Genomic DNA, 18,586 nt, shown 5'->3' with positions numbered 1-18,586 from the left:
AAATTAAGAATCTGTGCATTTATTAGTAATTGGTAACTATTTTTAAACCACTCTAGGTTTTTATTATAATTGAATCTTTACCTTTGAAAAATAAAAATCAATACAATGACAACTCATCTCGCATTACTTCGTGGCATCAATGTTTCTGGACACAACATGATAAAAATGGAAGCCCTAAAAACAACACTCGAAGCTATTGGTTTTAAGAACGTGCAAACGTATATTCAGTCAGGAAATGTTTTTGTTGATACAGATGAAGAGAATGCGTCTAAAGTTGGCTTTTTAATCAAGCAAGAAATTTTTAAAGTTTTTGGACACGAAGTGCCTATTGTTGTTATTAATAAACAAGATCTAGAAGCTTGTTTTAAGAACAATCCTTTCTTAAAAGAAAAAGACGCAGACATTAAAAAATTGTATGTGGCTTTTGTATCAATAGCATTACGAAGCGAAAGCATTAATGACTTAAAAATAAGCCAGTTTAAACCAGACGAAGCTAGTATTGATGGCAATAGAATATTTATTAAGTATGCTGTTGGCGCAGGAAAAACTAGATTTGACCAAAAATATATTGAGAAAAAACTAAATGTAACAGCAACTATAAGAAACTGGAATACAGTAACTCAATTATTAAAAATTTACGAAGAAAGAGAAGCTTAAAAACTAAACTTATTTACTTAGAAACTTGAATCGATACTTTTTTTAGATAAATAGTATCGGCATTATGTACGGCACCTTTTCTCATTCCGCCACCAAAAGGATTGTGTAAATCAATAGATTTTTTTTCGTAGCCTTCTTTGTAAATCGCTTCATTTACATGTAATGGCGGTGCTTCATACCCAACAAAAGTAAATTGAGAATATCTTATTTCTTTTAAATTAAAATAACCTATTGCGTTGGTTAAACTTTCTCCTACTTTACAATTTTCGATGGGAGTATGAGTCGTTTCGTCATAGATATAACCCATAATTTGTGGTCTTTGGCATCTACTTACTAAACAGCTCTGGAATGAAAATGCGACAATAATTAAGGTAATTATTATACCACATTTTCTAAAATTTGATTTATTCACTTTATGTTTATTCTTTAGCACCACAAAGGGCACAATTAATTTTAACACATAGAGACATAGATTTTTGTACTTTCAAAAAAGGCGTTTTACTTAATTTAAATGTACATAGCTAGTTAACTATGTGAAGGAAAAGTTTTTCTTTTTGTGTTCTTTTTTACACATAAGATCTATGTTTCTATGTGTTAGACGAAACTTTAAAACTTATAACTCTAAATTTTTAATGAGTTCATCTGCCATTGGCGTATTCATTCGTTTTAATTCGGCAATCATAAGTTGTTTTTGCTCTTCGCTCATAACCAGAGCAGCTTTTACAAATTGATCTTTGTTTGCTTCTTTATAAAACATCTCGTCAGTCCAATCATTTCTTACCCCATCGATTACAAGATGAATACGATTTTCGGTACCACGATTAGCAACCGAATGAATAAAGTTAGCATCTATATACCAACATTCACCCTCGTTCATTATTAAACGAGTACCATCTAAGATAAATTCGACTTCGCTATTTGTAATTATCGGAATATGCAATCTAAAAGAATCATCTTCATATCCTAAACAATTATCACTATGTGGCTTAATTTCAGCTCCAGCGGCTAATTGCAATAATCGGACAGCAGTTTTTTCGAATAAAAACCCATCCAATATTTCTTTAAAATAAGTGCACGAATTTAAAATTTCGGTAGCAATTAGTTTTTCGTCATTGTTTGGTAAAGCATAAATAGCATCCGATTTTCCGCTTTGTGACATTAAAGCAATCGAAGTCCATTTTCCAGAATAATCATTTGTATTATAATGATCAATCCAGTTTTTATCCATGATTTTCTGAAAATCATTTTGTAGTTTTTCCTTATCAAACAAAAGAGGAAATTTTATAGAGCGTACTAATTTATCCATGATTTATTCTCTTAGCCATTTAATCATTGCAGGAAATGCTTCTTTTCCCTCATTTGCTGCCCGTTCTTTTCCTAATGTAAGTCCAGCCCATTCAAGAAAAGGCAAGCCAATATAATTCTCATCATTAAAATTTGAAATTAACCATTCTGAATCGTTTTTATATCCATTAGGATGAAACACAAATTCTATTGGTAATTTTAAATGTTTTGCTGCTGCAAAAGACCAAAGGATTGTTGCAATTTCTTCACCTTCTGTTGGCCAATTAGTAGCCATTTTATCTGTGCCAACTAATTCTCTTTCAACTGTAGTAGTAACAGCTAGATGTCCTGCTTCGTGCAGAATATCTCCTGGATATAATAATTTATCAAAATCAATATAAATGCAACTTGGACCTAAAGCCAAGCCGGGCAAAAAAGTATTATCTAAGTCTTTTTCAACAACCTTAATTCCGATTTCATCCAAGAAAAATAAAATTTTCTCTACTTCTAAGCTCTTTTCTTTTACAGGCATATGTATGAGTTTTTAAATAATAGTATTGAGTTATATCGTTAGATTAGATAAGCTTAAGACCACTATAAGAAAAAGTTAACCATATAAGCTATATAAGTTCATTTAAGTTTATACAGGTTGATTATACTTATATTTGCTTACATAGCTTATATGGTCAAATGATTAATTTTTAGCTGTTTATGTCAAATCGCAATACCAAAATCCATAATCAAAAACATCGCTTGCACTTGTGTCACAAGCAGTATCACTAGATTCGGTTTTAGGTTTTTCATATTTTCTATGTACAATTTCTCCAATTTCAAATTGTATTGGTTCCGAAAAAATTGGTCCATCGAAAGTAAAGGTATGAAATTCACCATTTTCTCCGCATACATCTACATTATCTGGTAAATCATTTATAAAATTCTGATCGATTACACGACCTACAAAACTCTTATCAAGAAAACGTTCGTTTACACAAACAACTATTGTTTTAAAACCCAAAGAAATAAATTCCTGAATTATATCTTTCGTTGGTATTTTCCACAACGGGAATACGCCTTCAAAACCAATATTTACCAATTTATCTTCACGATACTTTCGCAAATCTTCCAGAAAGATATCTCCAAAAATAGAATTTTTAACGCCTTGATCTTTAAGCTTAGCCAATGTTTTGGTCATTACTTCTTCGTACACTTCCATTGTTGGCATTTCTGGAATTTGCATGATTTCGAGTGGTAATCCAATGCTTTTTGCTTGTTGTTCTAATAATTCCACACGAACTCCATGCATCGAAATACGCTGAAACTGTTGATTTACACTTGTAAGCAAACAATTTATTTCGAATTCTTTTTCTTGTTGTATTTTGTATAATGCTAAAGCTGAGTCTTTACCGCTGCTCCAATTAAATAAGGCGATTTTTTTCAAAGGAATTGTTTAAATATTTTCTAAAAGTAAACATACAAATTTCCTTCGATTTGTTCATCAATCCTTTGTAACTTTGGAGACCTTCGCATCAAATTAAATAAATAATGAAATACCTATTTTTTCTCTTTTCCCTTTTCAGTTTTGCACAACAAACCCAATATGTCGATTTTAAATCCGTTTTGGGAGAAATCACTATCAATACAACAGATAAGGCAATTTCGGGGAATATAAAATATAATTTTGACGTTCTAAAACCGATAGATACTATAAAAATTGATGCCCAAAATATGTCATTTTCGGATTTAAAAATCAACGGAAATGAAATTATGTTTATCAATACAAACAAGCAACTACAATTGATTTTTCCGTTTCAGAAAGGAAAAAACACGCTTACATTTAATTATTTGGCTAAGCCAAAACAGGCGTTATATTTTATAAACGCTGAAAGTAAAGACGGTTTAGAAATATGGACACAAGGACAAGGAAGATATACTAGCAATTGGTTTCCTAGTTTTGATGATGTAAATGAAAAAGTAGTTTTTAATCTAGATATTACTTTTGATAAAAACTATAAAGTGATCTCTAATGGAGTTTTGAAAAACAAACTCGAAAACGGTAATTCTTTCGTTTGGCAATACCGAATGCAAAATCCTATGAGTTCTTATTTGCTTATGCTTGCCATAGTAAAATATGAAGAAAAAGAACTTAAATCTAAATCTAGAATCCCTCTGGAGTACTACATCGAAAATAACGACATTTCCCGTTTTGAGCCAACATATCGTTACTCAAAAGAAATCTTTGATTTTTTGGAAAAAGAAATTGGAGTGAAGTACCCTTGGGAAATATACAGGCAAGCTCCTGTTCGTGATTTTATATATGCGGGTATGGAGAACACAACTGCTACTTTATTCTCAACCAGATATGTTGTTGATTCTATAGGATTTGAAGATAGAAAATATACCAATATTAATGCACATGAATTAGCGCACCACTGGTTTGGTAACTTAATTACTGCCGAAAGTAGTACACATCATTGGCTACAAGAAGGTTTTGCAACTTATTATGCCTTGCTTGCTGAGAAAGAAATTTATGGTGAGGATTACTTTTATTCTAAATTATATGATACAGCACAACAGCTAAAATATGCATCAAGAACCGATACTATTCCGGTTTTGAATGCCAAAGCCAGTTCGCTTACTTTTTATGAAAAAGGAGCTTGGGCTTTATTTGTTTTACATGATGCTTTAGGCGATAAAATATTCAAAAAAGTAATCAAGAATTATTTAAAAAAATACGCCTATCAGACTGTAAATACGGATGAATTTTTTGAAGAAATAAAAAAACTATCTAATTATGACTTAAAAGAATTCTCAAAAGTATGGTTAGAAACAACCGCTTTTAATACCCAACAAGCAAATGAATTGTTGAGTAAAAATAAAGCAATTCAAATGCGTTTAGAAGTTGATAAAGTCAATAAAAAACCTTTGTCCGAAAAAGAAGCCTTTCTGTCGAAAGTTTTACAATCCGATGTTTATTTTACAGTTAAAAAAGCAATTGTAAACCAATTGAAGAATGAAAAATATGAGGCGAAAAAGCAATTACTCATTCTGGCTTTAAACACAAACGACCTACAAGTTCGACAAGAAGTAGCTGTTTCTTTACCAAAGATTCCTGAAGATTTTAGACCTCAATACGAGACTTTACTTAATGATAAATCTTACCAAACACAGGAAATAGCTTTGTATTATTTGTGGAATAATTTCCCTTCTCGTCGTAGCGAATATTTAGATAAATCGAAAAATTGGATTGGTTTTAACGACTATAATTTAAAAACATTGTGGTTGTCTTTAGCTTTATCTACACCTAATTATGCACCTGAACCAGAGATTTTAGTTAATGAGTTAATAGCGTATTCTTCACCTAAATATGAAGCAACAACGCGTCAAAATGCTTTAGAAAAATTAATAGATTTTAGATTAACAAATGATATTGTATTAGCAAATTTAGTAAATGCTACAACACATCATATGTGGCAATTTTCTAAATTTGGTAGAGATTCCATTCGATTATTATTAAAAAATAGTGAAATGCGTAGTTCGTTTGAAAGAATTTTGCCTAATTTGTCCTCGAATGAACAGTTCCAATTAAATCGTTTATTAAAAGAGTAAAAAAGAGATATAGAATAAGAGTATAGAATAAAGAGTATAGAATAAAGAGCAATACAGAATCATGATTGTTGAGAGTTAAGAGATGAGAATTAAAGAGTGTAGATTTAGTACATTCTCTTTATTCTTTCATCTATTCTCTTTTTTCTCTTCTCTAAAAAAAACTACAATACATTTATGAGAGCATTGGTTATTTCAGGAGGAGGAAGCAAAGGAGCTTTTGCCGGAGGAGTTGCACAATATTTATTACAAATTAAAAAATGTGAATATGATTTATTTCTGGGAACATCTACAGGAAGTTTACTTATTCCGCATTTGGCACTCGGAAATATTGATAAAATCCATGGAATCTACACTAATGTAAACATGAATAAGATATTCAATATCAGTCCTTTTGTAGTAAAAGAGAAAGACGGTGTTGATATTGTTACAATCAACCATTTTAATGTATTACGTCAATTCTTTAAAGGAAAAAGAACTTTTGGCGAAAGCAAAAGATTGCAAAAATACATTAAAGATCATTTGTCTTTATCTGAATTTAATCAGCTAAAAAAGCTTAAAACAGATGTTGTTGTTACGGTTACTAATTTGTCTCGTAATGAAGCTGAATACAAATCGATAAAAGATTGTTCTTATGACGAATTCTGCGATTGGATTTGGATATCGAGTAATTACATTCCGTTTATGAGTTTAGTGTCAAAAAATAACTCCGAATACGGTGACGGAGGGTTTTCTAGTTTGGTACCTATACGCGAAGCTATAAAACGTGGTGCTACTGAAATAGATGTAGTTATTCTGGAAACAGAAGTAAATACTACCAAAAGTACAATAGGTAAAAATCCGTTTTCGTTAATGATAGATTTGTTTAGAATTGCTCTCGATCAAGTCGAAAAACATGATATCGCGCTTGGGAAACTGGTGGCGAAAAACAAAAATGTAAAACTAAATTTGTTTTATACACCAACAAAGCTAACTAACAACGCACTCATTTTTAATAAAGAAGAAATGAAAAAATGGTGGGAGGAAGGGTATGAATATGCTCAGAATAAATCTGAAATTATGAGTGATAATAGATAATGATTTTAGATTTTAGAGTTCAGATTTTAGATTAATAAAGATTGAACTTAATTAAATAAGTTAGTATTCACTGAATCATTTTAACCATGTAAGTGATGTAAGTAAATATAAGTACAACAAATCGGCATAAAGCTTAAATGAATTTATATCACTTATATGGTTAACTTTTTTATTACAATCTTAAATTTTATGGGTTAGATATTTTATTCTTCACTCTAAAATCTAAAATTAAACCTTACCACATTTCGCTTACTTCTCTTTTAATATATCCTAAAGCAGCACTACTTGGTGATTGTTTATCGAATAAATCGTTTAAGATAACTTCACGTAATTTATCGGCACTGTCTACACGGTCGCTCATATTTGCTTTACGAATCATTTGGATTGTAGCGTTCTTAGCTGTAGTTACAATAGTCCAACATTCATCAGACATGTATATTTGTTGTGTTAAGTTATGTTCAAATTCTTGCTCAATTTGTGCAATAACTAAATTTTCATAATCATTCTTATCGGTAGATATTGGCGCAACACGTATTAATAGGTTAGTTAAACTGATGCGCTCTAAGTATAATGTGATACGCTCGTAAGCTTGTAATCGTAAAGGCAAAGCTTGTTTTTGAGCATCTTTTTGCAACAACCATCTTCTTGTGTTTTGTTTATCCTGAAGATACGATTTGAAGAAATAATAAGCTACGCTTCCTGTTATGATTGAAGGTATAGTATAAGCTAGAACTTCTATAATTTTGTTTGAATCCATTTTTATAATTTAAGGAAACAAAAATATACTTTTTGGTTGTAATTCAACATCATTTTAATTGTAATGTTTGTTTAAGAAGGTTAATTTTGCAAACATTAAAAATCAAACTAAATACTACAAAATAATTGGAAGACTATATTATAATTTTACTTTGTTTAGCTGCTTTTGCTGCTGGATTTATTGATGCTATTGTTGGCGGCGGCGGATTAATTCAGACTCCGATGGGATTAATTTTATTACCAAATTTACCTGTTTCGACTGTTATTGGAACTTTAAAATTACCTGCGTTTAGCGGAACTGCTTTTGCTGCTTTTCAATACATGAAAAAAGTAGTTATACAATGGAAGTTGTTACTCATTATGATGATTTTAGCAGTGCCATCGGCATTTTTAGGATCTACTTTATTAACTTATGTAAGTAATGATTTTATGAAACCGTTGTTACTAGTGGTTTTATCTCTGTTATTAATTTATACGTATGCTAAAAAGAATTTCGGGCAACATGAAGCCAAAGATCATTCGGCTAAAACTCAAATACTATATGCTGTTGGAATTAGTATAGTTGTTGGTTTTTATGATGGATTTATCGGTCCTGGAACGGGTAGTTTTTTTGTAGTTGCTTTTATAGCTTTAATGGGTTTTGACTTTTTGCATGCTTCGGCAAATGCTAAAATGGTTAATCTGGCGACAAATTTCGGTTCAATCTGTCTGTTTATACTAAAAGGAAAAATAATTTGGACTATCGCAATTCCTATGGCAATAAGTAACGGCCTTGGCGGATGGCTTGGCGCTAAACTTGCAATAAATAAAGGAAACGGTTTTATTAGAGTTTTCTTTTTGATTGTTGTAATTGGTACCTTGATTCGCTTTGCTTACGATGTATTTTATAAATAGAGGTACTGAGAGGCTGAGTCGCTAAGGTTCTAAGTTTTTTAGCTAATTGTCTGGCTCGCTTTTAAGAATAGGATTATTTTTGTTTAATACTATACTTTTTATAAGTAAGGTACTGAGAGACTGAGTTGCTAAGGCTCTAAGTTTTTTTAACCTTTGAATCTTTGATGCTTAGAACCTCAGAACCTTTGCCCCTTTTAAAAGCTTATTGCTTGAATCTAGCCCCGATAGAGGTGATATCCTTGTAGTGAAACGGAGAGATAAAGCCGAAAGCGGGAACTATCTTTGATAAAATGCCTATTGTTTCTGCTTCTAAAAAAACTTAGTAACTCAGTACCTAAGCATCTTAGGAACTTTCTTTTTAAATTCTTATTTTTGCATCAATTATGGAGAAAAATTTCATGCAAAAGTACATTGATCAACTCAATGAAGCGCAACGACAACCCGTTCTGAAAAAAGACGGGCCAATGATTATTATTGCTGGAGCAGGTTCAGGAAAAACCCGTGTTTTAACTATTAGAATTGCTTATTTGATGGCGCAAGGAATCGACGCTTTCAATATTTTATCGCTTACGTTTACGAACAAAGCGGCTCGTGAAATGAAGCACAGGATTTCTGATATTGTGGGGGCATCTGAAGCAAAAAATCTTTGGATGGGAACTTTTCACTCGATTTTTGCACGTATACTTCGTGCGGAATCAGATCATTTAGGATATCCGTCTAATTTTACGATTTATGATTCTCAGGATTCTGCCAGATTGATTTCGTCAATCATAAAAGAAATGCAACTGGATCGTGATGTTTATAAGCCAAAACAAATTTTAGGACGTATTTCGAACTATAAAAACAGTTTGATTACGGTAAAAGCATATTTTAATAATCCTGAATTAGTTGAGGCTGACGCCATGGCTAAAAGACCAAGATTAGGTGAAATTTATCAGCAATACGTAGACCGTTGTTTTAAAGCGGGTGCTATGGATTTTGATGATTTATTATTAAAAACCAATGAATTACTGAATCGTTTTCCAGAAGTTTTATCAAAATATCAAAATCGTTTTCGCTATATTTTGGTTGATGAGTACCAGGATACAAACCACTCTCAGTATTTGATTGTAAAGGCTTTATCTGATAAATTTCAGAATATATGTGTGGTTGGTGATGATGCGCAGAGTATTTATGCCTTCCGTGGAGCAAATATTAATAATATTTTGAATTTCCAGAAGGATTATGAAGGCGTGATTATGTTTCGTTTAGAGCAAAATTACCGTTCGACAAGAAATATTGTTGAAGCAGCAAATACCGTAATGGAACATAATAAGACCAAACTTGATAAAATAGTTTGGACTGCAAATGATTTTGGACAAAAAATTAAAGTCCACAGAAGTTTAACAGATTCTGAAGAAGGTCGTTTTGTAGCAAGTACCATTTTTGAACAAAAAATGCAAAATCAATTGCATAATGGTTCGTTTGCGATTTTGTATCGTACCAATGCACAATCTCGTGCAATGGAGGATGCGTTGAGAAAACGTGATATTCCATATCGTATTTATGGCGGATTATCGTTCTACCAACGTAAGGAAATTAAGGATGTCTTGTGTTATTTGCGTTTGGTGATCAATCCAAAGGATGAAGAAGCATTGGTTCGTGTGATTAATTATCCAGCTCGTGGAATTGGAGATACTACGGTTGAAAAATTAACAATTGCTGCTAATCATTACAAGCGTTCGATTTGGGAAGTGATGGTGAATATTGATAAAATCGACTTGAAACTGAATACTGGGACAAAGAATAAAATTAGAGATTTTGTAACGATGATTCAGAGTTTTCAGGTTATTGATCAAAACCAGGATGCTTTTTATATTACAGATCATGTTACAAAAAAGACAGGATTGGTTCAAGAACTAAAGAAAGATGCTACACCAGAAGGTATGGCAAAAATTCAGAATATTGAAGAATTACTGAATGGTTTAAAAGATTTTACCGAAGGTCAGAAAGAAATTGATGGAGCAAGAGGAGCATTGTCTGAATTTATGGAAGATGTGGCACTTGCAACTGATTTAGATAAAGATACAGGCGATGAAGATCGTGTTGCTTTAATGACGATTCACTTAGCAAAAGGATTAGAGTTTCCTCACGTTTTTGTTGTCGGGATGGAAGAAGATTTGTTTCCTAGTGCCATGAGTATGAGTACGAGGAGCGAACTTGAAGAGGAACGTCGTTTATTTTACGTAGCTTTAACACGTGCAGAGCATCAGGCTTATTTAACTTATGCGCAATCGCGTTACCGTTGGGGAAAATTAACTGATAGCGAACCTTCACGTTTTATTGAAGAAATTGACGGTCAGTATTTAGAATATTTAACGCCAGTAGAGAGTGGATATCGATATAAACCAATGATTGACATTGATGTTTTTGGGGATGTTGATAAATCAAAATTACGTTTAGCTAAGCCAATTGGATCTACTCCGCCGCCAAAACCTACTAGTAACTATGAACCAAAATCGGATTTAAATATTCGAAAGTTAAAACCTGTTGCAAGTAATCCTAATGCGTCAAGCGCACCGAATTTATTTGATAATAAATTAACCGCTGGAAATATCGTGATGCATGAGCGTTTCGGGAAAGGCGAAGTTATAAACTTAGAAGGAGTTGGAGCTGATAAAAAAGCCGAAATAAAATTTGAAGTTGGCGGAATTAAGAAATTATTATTGCGATTTGCTAAACTTGATGTGATTGGGTAAAGGGTAAAATGGTGAGATAATCTTTTGAACTTGAACAAATTGTGAAACTTTAAACTAAAACAAAATGGCAGAATTTATAAAAATATATACCGATAAACCGAGTGAAGCTGCTATTGCAAAAGTAGTCAAGGTTTTAAAAAATGGAGGTTTGGTTATTTATCCAACAGATACTGTTTATGGTTTGGGTTGTGATATTACCAATTCTCGTGCTTTAGAGAAAATTGCAAAAATAAAAGGAGTGAAGCTAGAAAAAGCAAATTTCTCTTTTATTTGTCACGATTTAAGTAACTTATCTGATTATGTGCGACAAATAGATACATCTACTTTTAAAATACTAAAAAGAGCTTTACCTGGTCCTTATACGTTTATTTTACCAGGTAACAATAATTTGCCAAAAGAGTTTAAGAAAAAAACAACTGTCGGAATTCGTGTGCCCGACAATTCAATTGCTTTAGAGATTGTGCGTCAGTTAGGAAATCCTATTGTTTCTACTTCTATTCGTGATGAAGATGATGTTATTGAATACACAACCGATCCTGAGCTTATTTTTGAAAAATGGCAAAATCTAGTTGATATGGTTATCGATGGAGGTTATGGTGATAATGTTGGATCGACTATTATCGATTTATCAGAACATGAGCCAGTAATTGTCAGAGAAGGAAAAGGAAGTTTAGATATTTTGTAAAAACACATTGCTACGGCAAGGTATTTGAGGTTAATTACTTATATTAGTGCCTTATTAACAGTGTATTACAAGTAATATTACGATAATGTTATTCTTAATTGATATTTAATTGGTTATTAAAAAGATTAAGGATACATAAAAGCAGGTCAACCGACCTGCTTTTTCTGTTTTTATAGATAGGTGTTTGTGCACAATTTTAATTTTTCTTTATTTCTTAATGGTAAAATCTGTGTGAAAAATTTAACCGCAAAGTTCGCAAAGGTTTACGCAAAGGTGACAAAGGTTTTAAAAATCTGTTTAATCCACGTTCCATTATAGACAATACAGGAAATTCCTTTAATCTTTATAATCTGTGGCAAATAACCTTAACGATTAAGATATTAAGAATCAAGCTTAATTTTTTTTTATTTCTTAATGGTAAAATCTGTGCAAAAAATTTACCGCAAAGTTCACAAAGATAGCAAAGGTTTCAAAAATCCGTTTTTATCCGCGTCTTCGCTTTTGCGAATCTGTTTCATCCGCGTTCCATTGTAAACAATCGAGATATTAGACATAAAAAAAACCAGTGAAATTTTCACTGGTTTTAGTTTTTTTAGAATCTTAATCCTAAAAGGAGGATTCCATAATATGAAATAATCGGATTATTTACCTGATTGTTTTTTCATTTCTTTTTCAACCATATCATAGAATTGGTCAATTTTTGGCATAACAACGATACGAGTTCTTCTGTTACGAGCTTTATCTTCCGCAGTATCATTAGCAACTAATGGTACGTAAGAACTTCTACCAGCTGCAATTAATTTTGCTGGGTTAACACCAAGGTCGTTAGTTAATACACGAACGATAGATGTAGAACGTTTAACACTTAAATCCCAGTTGTCTAGCAAGATTCCGTTGCTTTTGTAAGGAACGTTATCAGTATGACCTTCAACCATACATTCAAAATCTGGTTTGTCATTAACTACTTTTGCAACTTTAGCCAAAACTGTTTTAGCTTTATCTGTTACATCATAGCTACCACTTTTAAATAATAATTTGTCAGCGATAGAAATAAACACAACTCCTTTTTCAACATTAATTTCGATGTCTGGATCATTGATACCTACAGCTCCTTTTAAACTAGTAACTAATGCAAGAGTAACGCTATCTTTCTTAGTTAAAGCATCTTGAAGTCTAGATATTTTTAAATCTTTTTCTTTTAAACTTTCCAAAGATTTTTCTAAATTTTCAGCTCCTTTAGAAGTAAGCATTGTTAAATCTTTAGAACTGCTGATTAAATTCTGGTTGTGTTCTTTTAAACTAGCAACTGTAGCAGTTAATCCAGCTTTTTCTTCTAAACAAGAATTCAATTTTACAGTACAAGAATTTAGCAAATCTTGAGTCTCTTTGTTTTTAGCTTCTAAATCAGCATATTTCTTTTTAGAAACACACGAAGATAGTACCATTAGTGCAGTTAGGGCGATGAATATTTTTCTCATAAAAAATAAAATTTAATTAGACTTTTAATTACAAAGTTAAGGGTTATTAATTTGATTACTGTTAAAGATATCTTTAAAAACACGGTTTTTCTTTACATAGTACAAGAAAACGACACTTTTAATCATATAGTATTTTCGTGTTTGAAAATTACTTCTTTTTTTATAATATTCCGAAAAAAGACTATAAAATGAAAAATGGGCTTGTATAATTGCCCAGGTGTGTTTGAACTTTCCTTTTGTAAAAAACTGTACTCCCGCAATACCATCGAGTACCAATCTAGCAAAAAGAATGCCATAAAACCCTTGCTTAGGTAAGTTTTTCGTAAGCATAAGTAAGGAGTTTCTAAAATTAAGAAAGGTCTTTTTAGGGTTGCCTTGTTGTAAAGTTGCTCCACCAACATGATAAACAACTGATTGCGAATTGTATTTAATCGTATGACCTAGATTAATTGCACGCCAGCACAAATCTATTTCTTCCTGATGGGCAAAAAAACCTTCGTCAAAACCTTTTAATTCTTTGTAAACGGAGCTTCTGATAAAGAAACAAGCACCCGAAGCCCAAAATAATTCGCAAGTATCATCATACTGATTATTATCTTTCTCGATAGTATCAAAAATACGTCCGCGACAAAACGGATAGCCGTATTTATCAATAAAACCACCAGCTGCTCCAGCATATTCAAAGTATGCTTTATTCTTAAAATCTAATATCTTAGGCTGGATAATTGCTGTTTTAGGTTCTTTTGTAAAAGTGTCCAGAATTGGTTGTAACCAATTTTTAGTTACTTCAATATCCGAATTAATCAAGGCATAAATTTCGGCATCTATATGTTGTAAAGCTTCATTATATCCTTGAGCAAAACCGTGATTTCCTGTATTTACGACAATTTTTACGGTAGGAAAATGCTCTTTTACGTAAGTAATAGAACTATCTGTCGATGCATTATCGGCTACATATATAGTAGCTTCAGGCGAGAATTGTATTACCGATGGCAAAAACTGTTCTAATAATTTTACGCCATTCCAATTTAAAATGACAACTGCTATTTTATCCAAGTGTATTATTTTTATTTATGTTAGAGAGTTATAATTGGGTAACTCCCTTAAAAATTCATATTTTTCATTTTCAAAATCCATTTGACAGAAATAATGGCTCAGTCCGTTAGTAACCATTAAATATTGTGCATTCATGGTCATATTATATCGGGCAATCTGATCAAAAGTAGCTTGCGAAATCTTTACTTCGGGTGCTTTACATTCTACCAATATATATATAGTACCATCAGGATTATAAACTACAATGTCGTAACGCTTCCTCAATCCATTGACTTTTAAAACCTTCTCTACATTTATCAATGATTTCGGGTATTTCTTCTCCGTCATCAAGAACAGAACAACATGTTGGCGAACCCATTCCTCTGGAGTGAGAATGATAAATTTTTTCCTGATTTCATCAAAAATAGACACTTTATTTTCGCTATTTTTGAACCGAAATATATAAGAGGGAAAATTTAGTTTTTGCATGAAGCAAAAATATAAAATAGTTTTAGGTTTACGGTTTAAACTTTCAAGATATTGAAACAACAACCTTAAACATTTAACTTGAAACAATAAAGAAATGGATGAAGTTGTAAAAATTGTTAATGATATAAAAGCTGGGAACATCATGCCCATCTACTTCCTTATGGGAGAAGAGCCTTATTACATTGACAAATTAGCCGAATATATAGAGAAAAACGTTTTATCTGAAGAAGAAAAAGGCTTTAATCAAACTGTTTTATATGGTCGCGATGTAACTGTAGATGATGTTGTTTCGGCTGCCAAACGTTACCCCATGATGGCTGATCGCCAAGTTATTATTGTAAAAGAAGCTCAGGATTTATCCCGTACAATAGATAAACTCGAGGCTTATGCAGGAAACCCAATGACTACAACAGTTTTAGTTTTTTGCTACAAATATAAAACGCTTGATAAACGTAAAAAAGTAACCAAATTATTAGGTCAAAAAGGACTTGTTTACGAAAGCAAAAAATTATATGAAAATCAGGTAGGCGATTGGATTAAAAGAGTGTTATCGGGCAAAAATTATACGATAGAGCCAAAAGCCAATGCCATGCTAGTGGAGTTTCTTGGAACCGATTTGAGTAAAATTAATAACGAATTAGAGAAATTACAGATAATTTTACCAAAAGGAACCACTATTACGCCTACACATATAGAGGAAAATATAGGTTTTAGTAAAGATTATAATGTTTTTGAGTTGCGTAAAGCAATCGGAGAACGCAATCAGGTTAAAGCATATAAAATTGCAGAGAATTTTGCTCATAACCCCAAAGATTATCCGCTAGTTATGACCACAGGATTAATTTTTGGTTTCTTTATTCAGTTATTAAAATACCACGGATTAAAGGATAAAAACCCGAAAAATGTAGCGGCTGCAATTGGTGTAAATCCTTATTTTTTAAAAGAATATGATTTGGCAATAAAAAATTACCCGATGAAAAAAGTAAGTCAGGTAGTTTCGGCATTACGAGATATTGATTTAAAAAGTAAAGGAGTGGGAGCCAACGCATTACCACAATCTGATTTATTAAAAGAAATGCTATATAAAATATTTAATTAAGCCACTAAAAATACCGATATTTGTAAGCTGATATAATTAAAAAATACCGTAATTATGGGGATGAATAAAAACACAATCTTAGGATGGGCAACTTTTATAATGGTAATAATGGGATTTCTCCTAATAGGACTTGGCATTTTTAGATATAGAGATGTTTCAGGTTGGGGATTTGCAGCAACTGGAGTAGGTTTTCTAGCCAATGCATGGGTTTTTAATGCCTTAAAAGGAAGAGTTTAAAACAAGATAAATAATAAAATTTAAAATAAATAGGCATGTCAGACGATAAGAAAGTAATTTTCTCGATGTCAAAATTGAGTAAAACTTACTCAAGCAGCGACAAACAAGTATTAAAAAATATTTATTTGAGCTTTTTTTACGGAGCTAAAATTGGTATTCTAGGTTTAAATGGATCAGGAAAATCTTCACTTTTGAAGATTATTGCTGGTGTCGACAAAAATTATCAAGGAGATGTAGTTTTTGCTCCAGGGTATACAGTTGGGTATTTAGAGCAAGAGCCACAATTAGATGATGAAAAAACAGTTATCGAAATTGTACGTGAAGGAGTTGCCGAAACTATGGCAGTTCTAGAAGAGTACAATAAAATCAATGACTTATTTGGTCTTCCAGAAAACTACGAAGATCCTGAAAAAATGGATAAATTAATGGATCGTCAGGCAGCTTTGCAAGATAAAATTGATGCATTAGGAGCTTGGGAAATCGATACAAAACTAGAAATTGCAATGGATGCGTTACGTACTCCAGACGGAGATACGCCAATCAAAAACCTTTCAGGAGGAGAGCGTCGTCGTGTTGCATTATGTCGTTTGTTATTACAACAACCTGATGTATTGTTACTTGATGAGCCTACCAACCACTTAGATGCTGAGTCGGTACTTTGGTTAGAGCAACACTTAGCACAATATGCAGGAACTGTAATTGCTGTAACGCACGATAGATATTTCCTTGATAACGTTGCAGGTTGGATTTTAGAGTTAGATAGAGGAGAAGGTATTCCTTGGAAAGGAAATTATTCTTCTTGGTTAGATCAAAAATCTAGCAGAATGGCACTTGAGGAAAAAGTGGCTTCAAAACGTCGTAAAAACTTAGAGCGTGAGCTTGACTGGGTTCGTCAAGGAGCAAAAGGACGTCAGACAAAACAAAAAGCACGTTTACAGAATTACGACAAATTATTAAACGAAGATCAAAAACAACTAGATGAAAATCTAGAAATCTATATCCCGAACGGTCCACGTTTAGGAACAAATGTTATCGAAGCTAAAAATGTAGCTAAAGCATTCGGAGATAAATTATTGTATGATAATTTAAACTTCACTTTGCCACAAGCCGGAATTGTTGGAGTTATTGGGCCAAACGGTGCTGGTAAATCGACTATTTTCAGAATGATTATGGGTGAGCAAGAGCCAGATAGCGGCGAATTTGCTATAGGTGAAACTGTAAAAATTGCTTATGTAGATCAAGCGCACTCAAACATTGATCCTAATAAATCTATTTGGGAAAATTTCTGCGATGGTCAGGAATTAATCATGATGGGCGGACGCCAAGTAAACTCTCGTGCTTACTTAAGCCGTTTCAATTTTGGTGGAAGTGATCAAAACAAAAAAGTTTCAACATTATCAGGAGGTGAGCGTAACCGTTTGCACCTTGCAATGACTTTAAAAGAAGAAGGAAACGTACTTTTGCTAGATGAGCCTACCAATGATTTAGATGTAAATACACTTCGTGCATTAGAGGAAGGTTTAGAGAATTTTGCTGGTTGTGCCGTAGTTATCTCTCACGACAGATGGTTCTTAGATAGAATTTGTACGCACATCTTAGCTTTCGAAGGAAACTCAGAAGTATACTATTTCGAGGGAGGATTCTCAGAATACGAAGAAAACAAAAAGAAACGTTTAGGTGGGGATTTAACTCCAAAACGTCTGAAATACAGAAAATTAATAAGAAACTAATATTCTTATCAAGTACAAAAAAGCCTCAAATATAATTATTTGAGGCTTTTTTTATTTAGAAAATTTGATGTTTTTTTAGGAGCTAATTCCTGCTATTCACTACAATCTTTTTGGTTTTAAAGAAAAACCAAAAAGGATTTCCGTTTTTATCAGGGCTAGAGACTAAGTTTTCAAAAGAGGCTTTGTTCTCAATTTTATCATCCCGAGTAACGAGGACACGAGCGATAGCGAACTGGCGAAGCAATCTCCGCAAGAAACTCTGTAAAGTAAATTGCCAATCTTTGTCGAGCCACTAACGGAGATCCCTCGTTCCTCGGGATGACAATATCGTGTGAAAATTGGAATTTACAAAAACTTAGTTTTTAATTCTGGAGTAGGAATCATGCAGCTTTCTTTTTTGCCATACCATTTATATCTGTTCTTTGCAATATAATTATATAACGGATCTCTTAAGAAAACTGGAATTATTTTAAAAACAGAAAACCAACTCCATAAAACCCCAAGATTTTCGGCTATTGCAATTGCAGCTCCCGATTTGTAATAATAAACAACACCAGGTTCGTAAAAAATAATACTATCTATTTTGGTAGTATCAACGCCTATATGTTTACAAATTTCTTTTCCGATTTCCGATTGCAAAGCTGCAAAACGAAAAATATCTTTTTTGTCATGCTTAATAATAAACTGCACTGCCGAATCACATAAATTGCAAACTCCATCAAAAAGAATTATTTTTTTGTTCTCAGCATTATTTGCGAGGAACGAAGCAATCTCATTTTGTGTATTCATTTTTATTTTGGTTAAAATTTAAAAAGCTTTGTCAA

At 32.4% G+C, this 18,586-nt stretch carries 18 protein-coding genes; 9 read left to right on the top strand and 9 right to left on the bottom strand.

All coding sequences use genetic code 11. From position 1 onward, the window contains the following. Nucleotides 1-105: 105 nt before the first annotated feature. Nucleotides 106-657 carry a DUF1697 domain-containing protein gene (locus IW20_RS15550; RefSeq protein WP_035624175.1) on the top strand — a complete coding sequence of 184 codons (552 nt, stop codon included), beginning with the start codon at nucleotides 106-108 and terminating at the stop codon, nucleotides 655-657. A gap of 13 nt (nucleotides 658-670) precedes the next feature. On the opposite strand, the gene IW20_RS15545 is transcribed toward IW20_RS15550, so the two are convergent. From IW20_RS15545 to IW20_RS15530, 4 genes are all read right to left on the bottom strand, one after another. Beyond that, a complete protein-coding gene (locus IW20_RS15545) occupies nucleotides 671-964 on the bottom strand; it encodes a hypothetical protein (protein ID WP_240478499.1) in 294 nt (97 codons plus the stop codon). A gap of 306 nt (nucleotides 965-1,270) precedes the next feature. After that, nucleotides 1,271-1,963 carry an aspartyl/asparaginyl beta-hydroxylase domain-containing protein gene (locus IW20_RS15540; protein ID WP_035624170.1) on the bottom strand — a complete coding sequence of 231 codons (693 nt, stop codon included), beginning with the start codon at nucleotides 1,961-1,963 and terminating at the stop codon, nucleotides 1,271-1,273. A gap of 3 nt (nucleotides 1,964-1,966) precedes the next feature. After that, nucleotides 1,967-2,473 (bottom strand): hypothetical protein, encoded by a 507-nt coding sequence (locus IW20_RS15535; RefSeq protein WP_035624168.1) that lies wholly within the window; start codon nucleotides 2,471-2,473, stop codon nucleotides 1,967-1,969. A gap of 177 nt (nucleotides 2,474-2,650) precedes the next feature. Continuing rightward, nucleotides 2,651-3,379, bottom strand: a complete 729-nt coding sequence (locus tag IW20_RS15530; protein ID WP_035624165.1) for a Dph6-related ATP pyrophosphatase — start codon at nucleotides 3,377-3,379, stop codon at nucleotides 2,651-2,653. Nucleotides 3,380-3,483: 104 nt separating this feature from the next. Here IW20_RS15530 and IW20_RS15525 point away from each other — a divergent pair, with 104 nt between their 5' ends. Together IW20_RS15525 and IW20_RS15520 are read left to right on the top strand one after the other, a co-directional pair. Further along, nucleotides 3,484-5,547 (top strand): M1 family metallopeptidase, encoded by a 2,064-nt coding sequence (locus IW20_RS15525; RefSeq protein ID WP_035624162.1) that lies wholly within the window; start codon nucleotides 3,484-3,486, stop codon nucleotides 5,545-5,547. A gap of 174 nt (nucleotides 5,548-5,721) precedes the next feature. Next, nucleotides 5,722-6,621 carry a patatin-like phospholipase family protein gene (locus IW20_RS15520; protein WP_035624159.1) on the top strand — a complete coding sequence of 300 codons (900 nt, stop codon included), beginning with the start codon at nucleotides 5,722-5,724 and terminating at the stop codon, nucleotides 6,619-6,621. Nucleotides 6,622-6,856: 235 nt separating this feature from the next. Here the strand turns inward: IW20_RS15520 and IW20_RS15515 are convergent, their stop codons facing one another. After that, nucleotides 6,857-7,378: a DUF7935 family protein gene (locus IW20_RS15515; RefSeq protein ID WP_035624156.1), complete on the bottom strand. Its 522-nt coding sequence runs from the start codon at nucleotides 7,376-7,378 to the stop codon at nucleotides 6,857-6,859. Between the two features lie 125 nt (nucleotides 7,379-7,503). On the opposite strand from IW20_RS15515, the gene IW20_RS15510 reads away from it, so the two are divergent. The 3 genes from IW20_RS15510 (at nucleotide 7,504) to IW20_RS15500 (ending at nucleotide 11,694) form a co-directional block, all read left to right on the top strand. Next, nucleotides 7,504-8,271 carry a sulfite exporter TauE/SafE family protein gene (locus tag IW20_RS15510; RefSeq protein WP_035624153.1) on the top strand — a complete coding sequence of 256 codons (768 nt, stop codon included), beginning with the start codon at nucleotides 7,504-7,506 and terminating at the stop codon, nucleotides 8,269-8,271. 398 nt (nucleotides 8,272-8,669) lie between these two features. After that, complete coding sequence (locus IW20_RS15505) at nucleotides 8,670-11,009, top strand: ATP-dependent helicase (RefSeq protein ID WP_035624152.1); 2,340 nt, start codon at nucleotides 8,670-8,672, stop codon at nucleotides 11,007-11,009. A gap of 64 nt (nucleotides 11,010-11,073) precedes the next feature. Next, the gene (locus tag IW20_RS15500) at nucleotides 11,074-11,694 is read left to right on the top strand and encodes an L-threonylcarbamoyladenylate synthase (protein WP_035624150.1); all 621 of its coding nucleotides are present in this window, start codon (nucleotides 11,074-11,076) and stop codon (nucleotides 11,692-11,694) included. 641 nt (nucleotides 11,695-12,335) lie between these two features. Here the strand turns inward: IW20_RS15500 and IW20_RS15495 are convergent. From IW20_RS15495 to IW20_RS15485, 3 genes are read right to left on the bottom strand one after another with little or no spacing between them, the layout of a single operon-like run. Continuing rightward, nucleotides 12,336-13,172, bottom strand: a complete 837-nt coding sequence (locus IW20_RS15495; RefSeq protein ID WP_035624148.1) for an OmpA/MotB family protein — start codon at nucleotides 13,170-13,172, stop codon at nucleotides 12,336-12,338. 36 nt (nucleotides 13,173-13,208) lie between these two features. After that, nucleotides 13,209-14,228, bottom strand: a complete 1,020-nt coding sequence (locus IW20_RS15490; RefSeq protein WP_035624143.1) for a glycosyltransferase family 2 protein — start codon at nucleotides 14,226-14,228, stop codon at nucleotides 13,209-13,211. Nucleotides 14,229-14,243: 15 nt separating this feature from the next. Further along, nucleotides 14,244-14,696: a type I restriction enzyme HsdR N-terminal domain-containing protein gene (locus IW20_RS15485; RefSeq protein WP_035624139.1), complete on the bottom strand. Its 453-nt coding sequence runs from the start codon at nucleotides 14,694-14,696 to the stop codon at nucleotides 14,244-14,246. A 94-nt stretch (nucleotides 14,697-14,790) separates the two neighbouring features. Here IW20_RS15485 and holA point away from each other — a divergent pair, with 94 nt between their 5' ends. From holA to ettA, 3 genes are read left to right on the top strand one after another with little or no spacing between them, the layout of a single operon-like run. Then, entirely contained in the window at nucleotides 14,791-15,795 is a 1,005-nt protein-coding gene (gene holA, locus IW20_RS15480) for a DNA polymerase III subunit delta (RefSeq protein WP_035624135.1), read from the top strand. 54 nt (nucleotides 15,796-15,849) lie between these two features. Next, a complete protein-coding gene (locus IW20_RS15475) occupies nucleotides 15,850-16,032 on the top strand; it encodes a CAL67264 family membrane protein (RefSeq protein ID WP_035624132.1) in 183 nt (60 codons plus the stop codon). Between the two features lie 35 nt (nucleotides 16,033-16,067). Further along, a complete protein-coding gene (gene ettA, locus IW20_RS15470; RefSeq protein WP_035624130.1) occupies nucleotides 16,068-17,762 on the top strand; it encodes an energy-dependent translational throttle protein EttA in 1,695 nt (564 codons plus the stop codon). 345 nt (nucleotides 17,763-18,107) lie between these two features. On the opposite strand, the gene IW20_RS15465 is transcribed toward ettA, so the two are convergent. Further along, the gene (locus IW20_RS15465) at nucleotides 18,108-18,551 is read right to left on the bottom strand and encodes a thiol-disulfide oxidoreductase DCC family protein (protein WP_035624127.1); all 444 of its coding nucleotides are present in this window, start codon (nucleotides 18,549-18,551) and stop codon (nucleotides 18,108-18,110) included. Nucleotides 18,552-18,586 lie beyond the last annotated feature (35 nt).

It is taken from the genome of Flavobacterium hydatis (assembly GCF_000737695.1).
Taxonomy (GTDB): domain Bacteria; phylum Bacteroidota; class Bacteroidia; order Flavobacteriales; family Flavobacteriaceae; genus Flavobacterium; species Flavobacterium hydatis.
Note: the sequence above shows the minus strand (reverse complement) of the source record. Positions and strands in the feature narration are given on the sequence as shown.

Bases quoted from the DNA above. Each gene is read 5' to 3' on its own strand.
- IW20_RS15550 (WP_035624175.1), top strand. From the start codon at position 106: ATGACAACTCATCTCGCATTACTTCGTGGCATCAATGTTTCTGGACAC.
- IW20_RS15545 (WP_240478499.1), bottom strand. From the start codon at position 964: ATGGGTTATATCTATGACGAAACGACTCATACTCCCATCGAAAATTGT.
- IW20_RS15540 (WP_035624170.1), bottom strand. From the start codon at position 1,963: ATGGATAAATTAGTACGCTCTATAAAATTTCCTCTTTTGTTTGATAAG.
- IW20_RS15535 (WP_035624168.1), bottom strand. From the start codon at position 2,473: ATGCCTGTAAAAGAAAAGAGCTTAGAAGTAGAGAAAATTTTATTTTTC.
- IW20_RS15525 (WP_035624162.1), top strand. From the start codon at position 3,484: ATGAAATACCTATTTTTTCTCTTTTCCCTTTTCAGTTTTGCACAACAA.
- IW20_RS15520 (WP_035624159.1), top strand. From the start codon at position 5,722: ATGAGAGCATTGGTTATTTCAGGAGGAGGAAGCAAAGGAGCTTTTGCC.
- IW20_RS15515 (WP_035624156.1), bottom strand. From the start codon at position 7,378: ATGGATTCAAACAAAATTATAGAAGTTCTAGCTTATACTATACCTTCA.
- IW20_RS15505 (WP_035624152.1), top strand. From the start codon at position 8,670: ATGCAAAAGTACATTGATCAACTCAATGAAGCGCAACGACAACCCGTT.
- IW20_RS15500 (WP_035624150.1), top strand. From the start codon at position 11,074: ATGGCAGAATTTATAAAAATATATACCGATAAACCGAGTGAAGCTGCT.
- IW20_RS15495 (WP_035624148.1), bottom strand. From the start codon at position 13,172: ATGAGAAAAATATTCATCGCCCTAACTGCACTAATGGTACTATCTTCG.
- IW20_RS15485 (WP_035624139.1), bottom strand. From the start codon at position 14,696: ATGCAAAAACTAAATTTTCCCTCTTATATATTTCGGTTCAAAAATAGC.
- holA (WP_035624135.1), top strand. From the start codon at position 14,791: ATGGATGAAGTTGTAAAAATTGTTAATGATATAAAAGCTGGGAACATC.
- IW20_RS15475 (WP_035624132.1), top strand. From the start codon at position 15,850: ATGGGGATGAATAAAAACACAATCTTAGGATGGGCAACTTTTATAATG.
- ettA (WP_035624130.1), top strand. From the start codon at position 16,068: ATGTCAGACGATAAGAAAGTAATTTTCTCGATGTCAAAATTGAGTAAA.
- IW20_RS15465 (WP_035624127.1), bottom strand. From the start codon at position 18,551: ATGAATACACAAAATGAGATTGCTTCGTTCCTCGCAAATAATGCTGAG.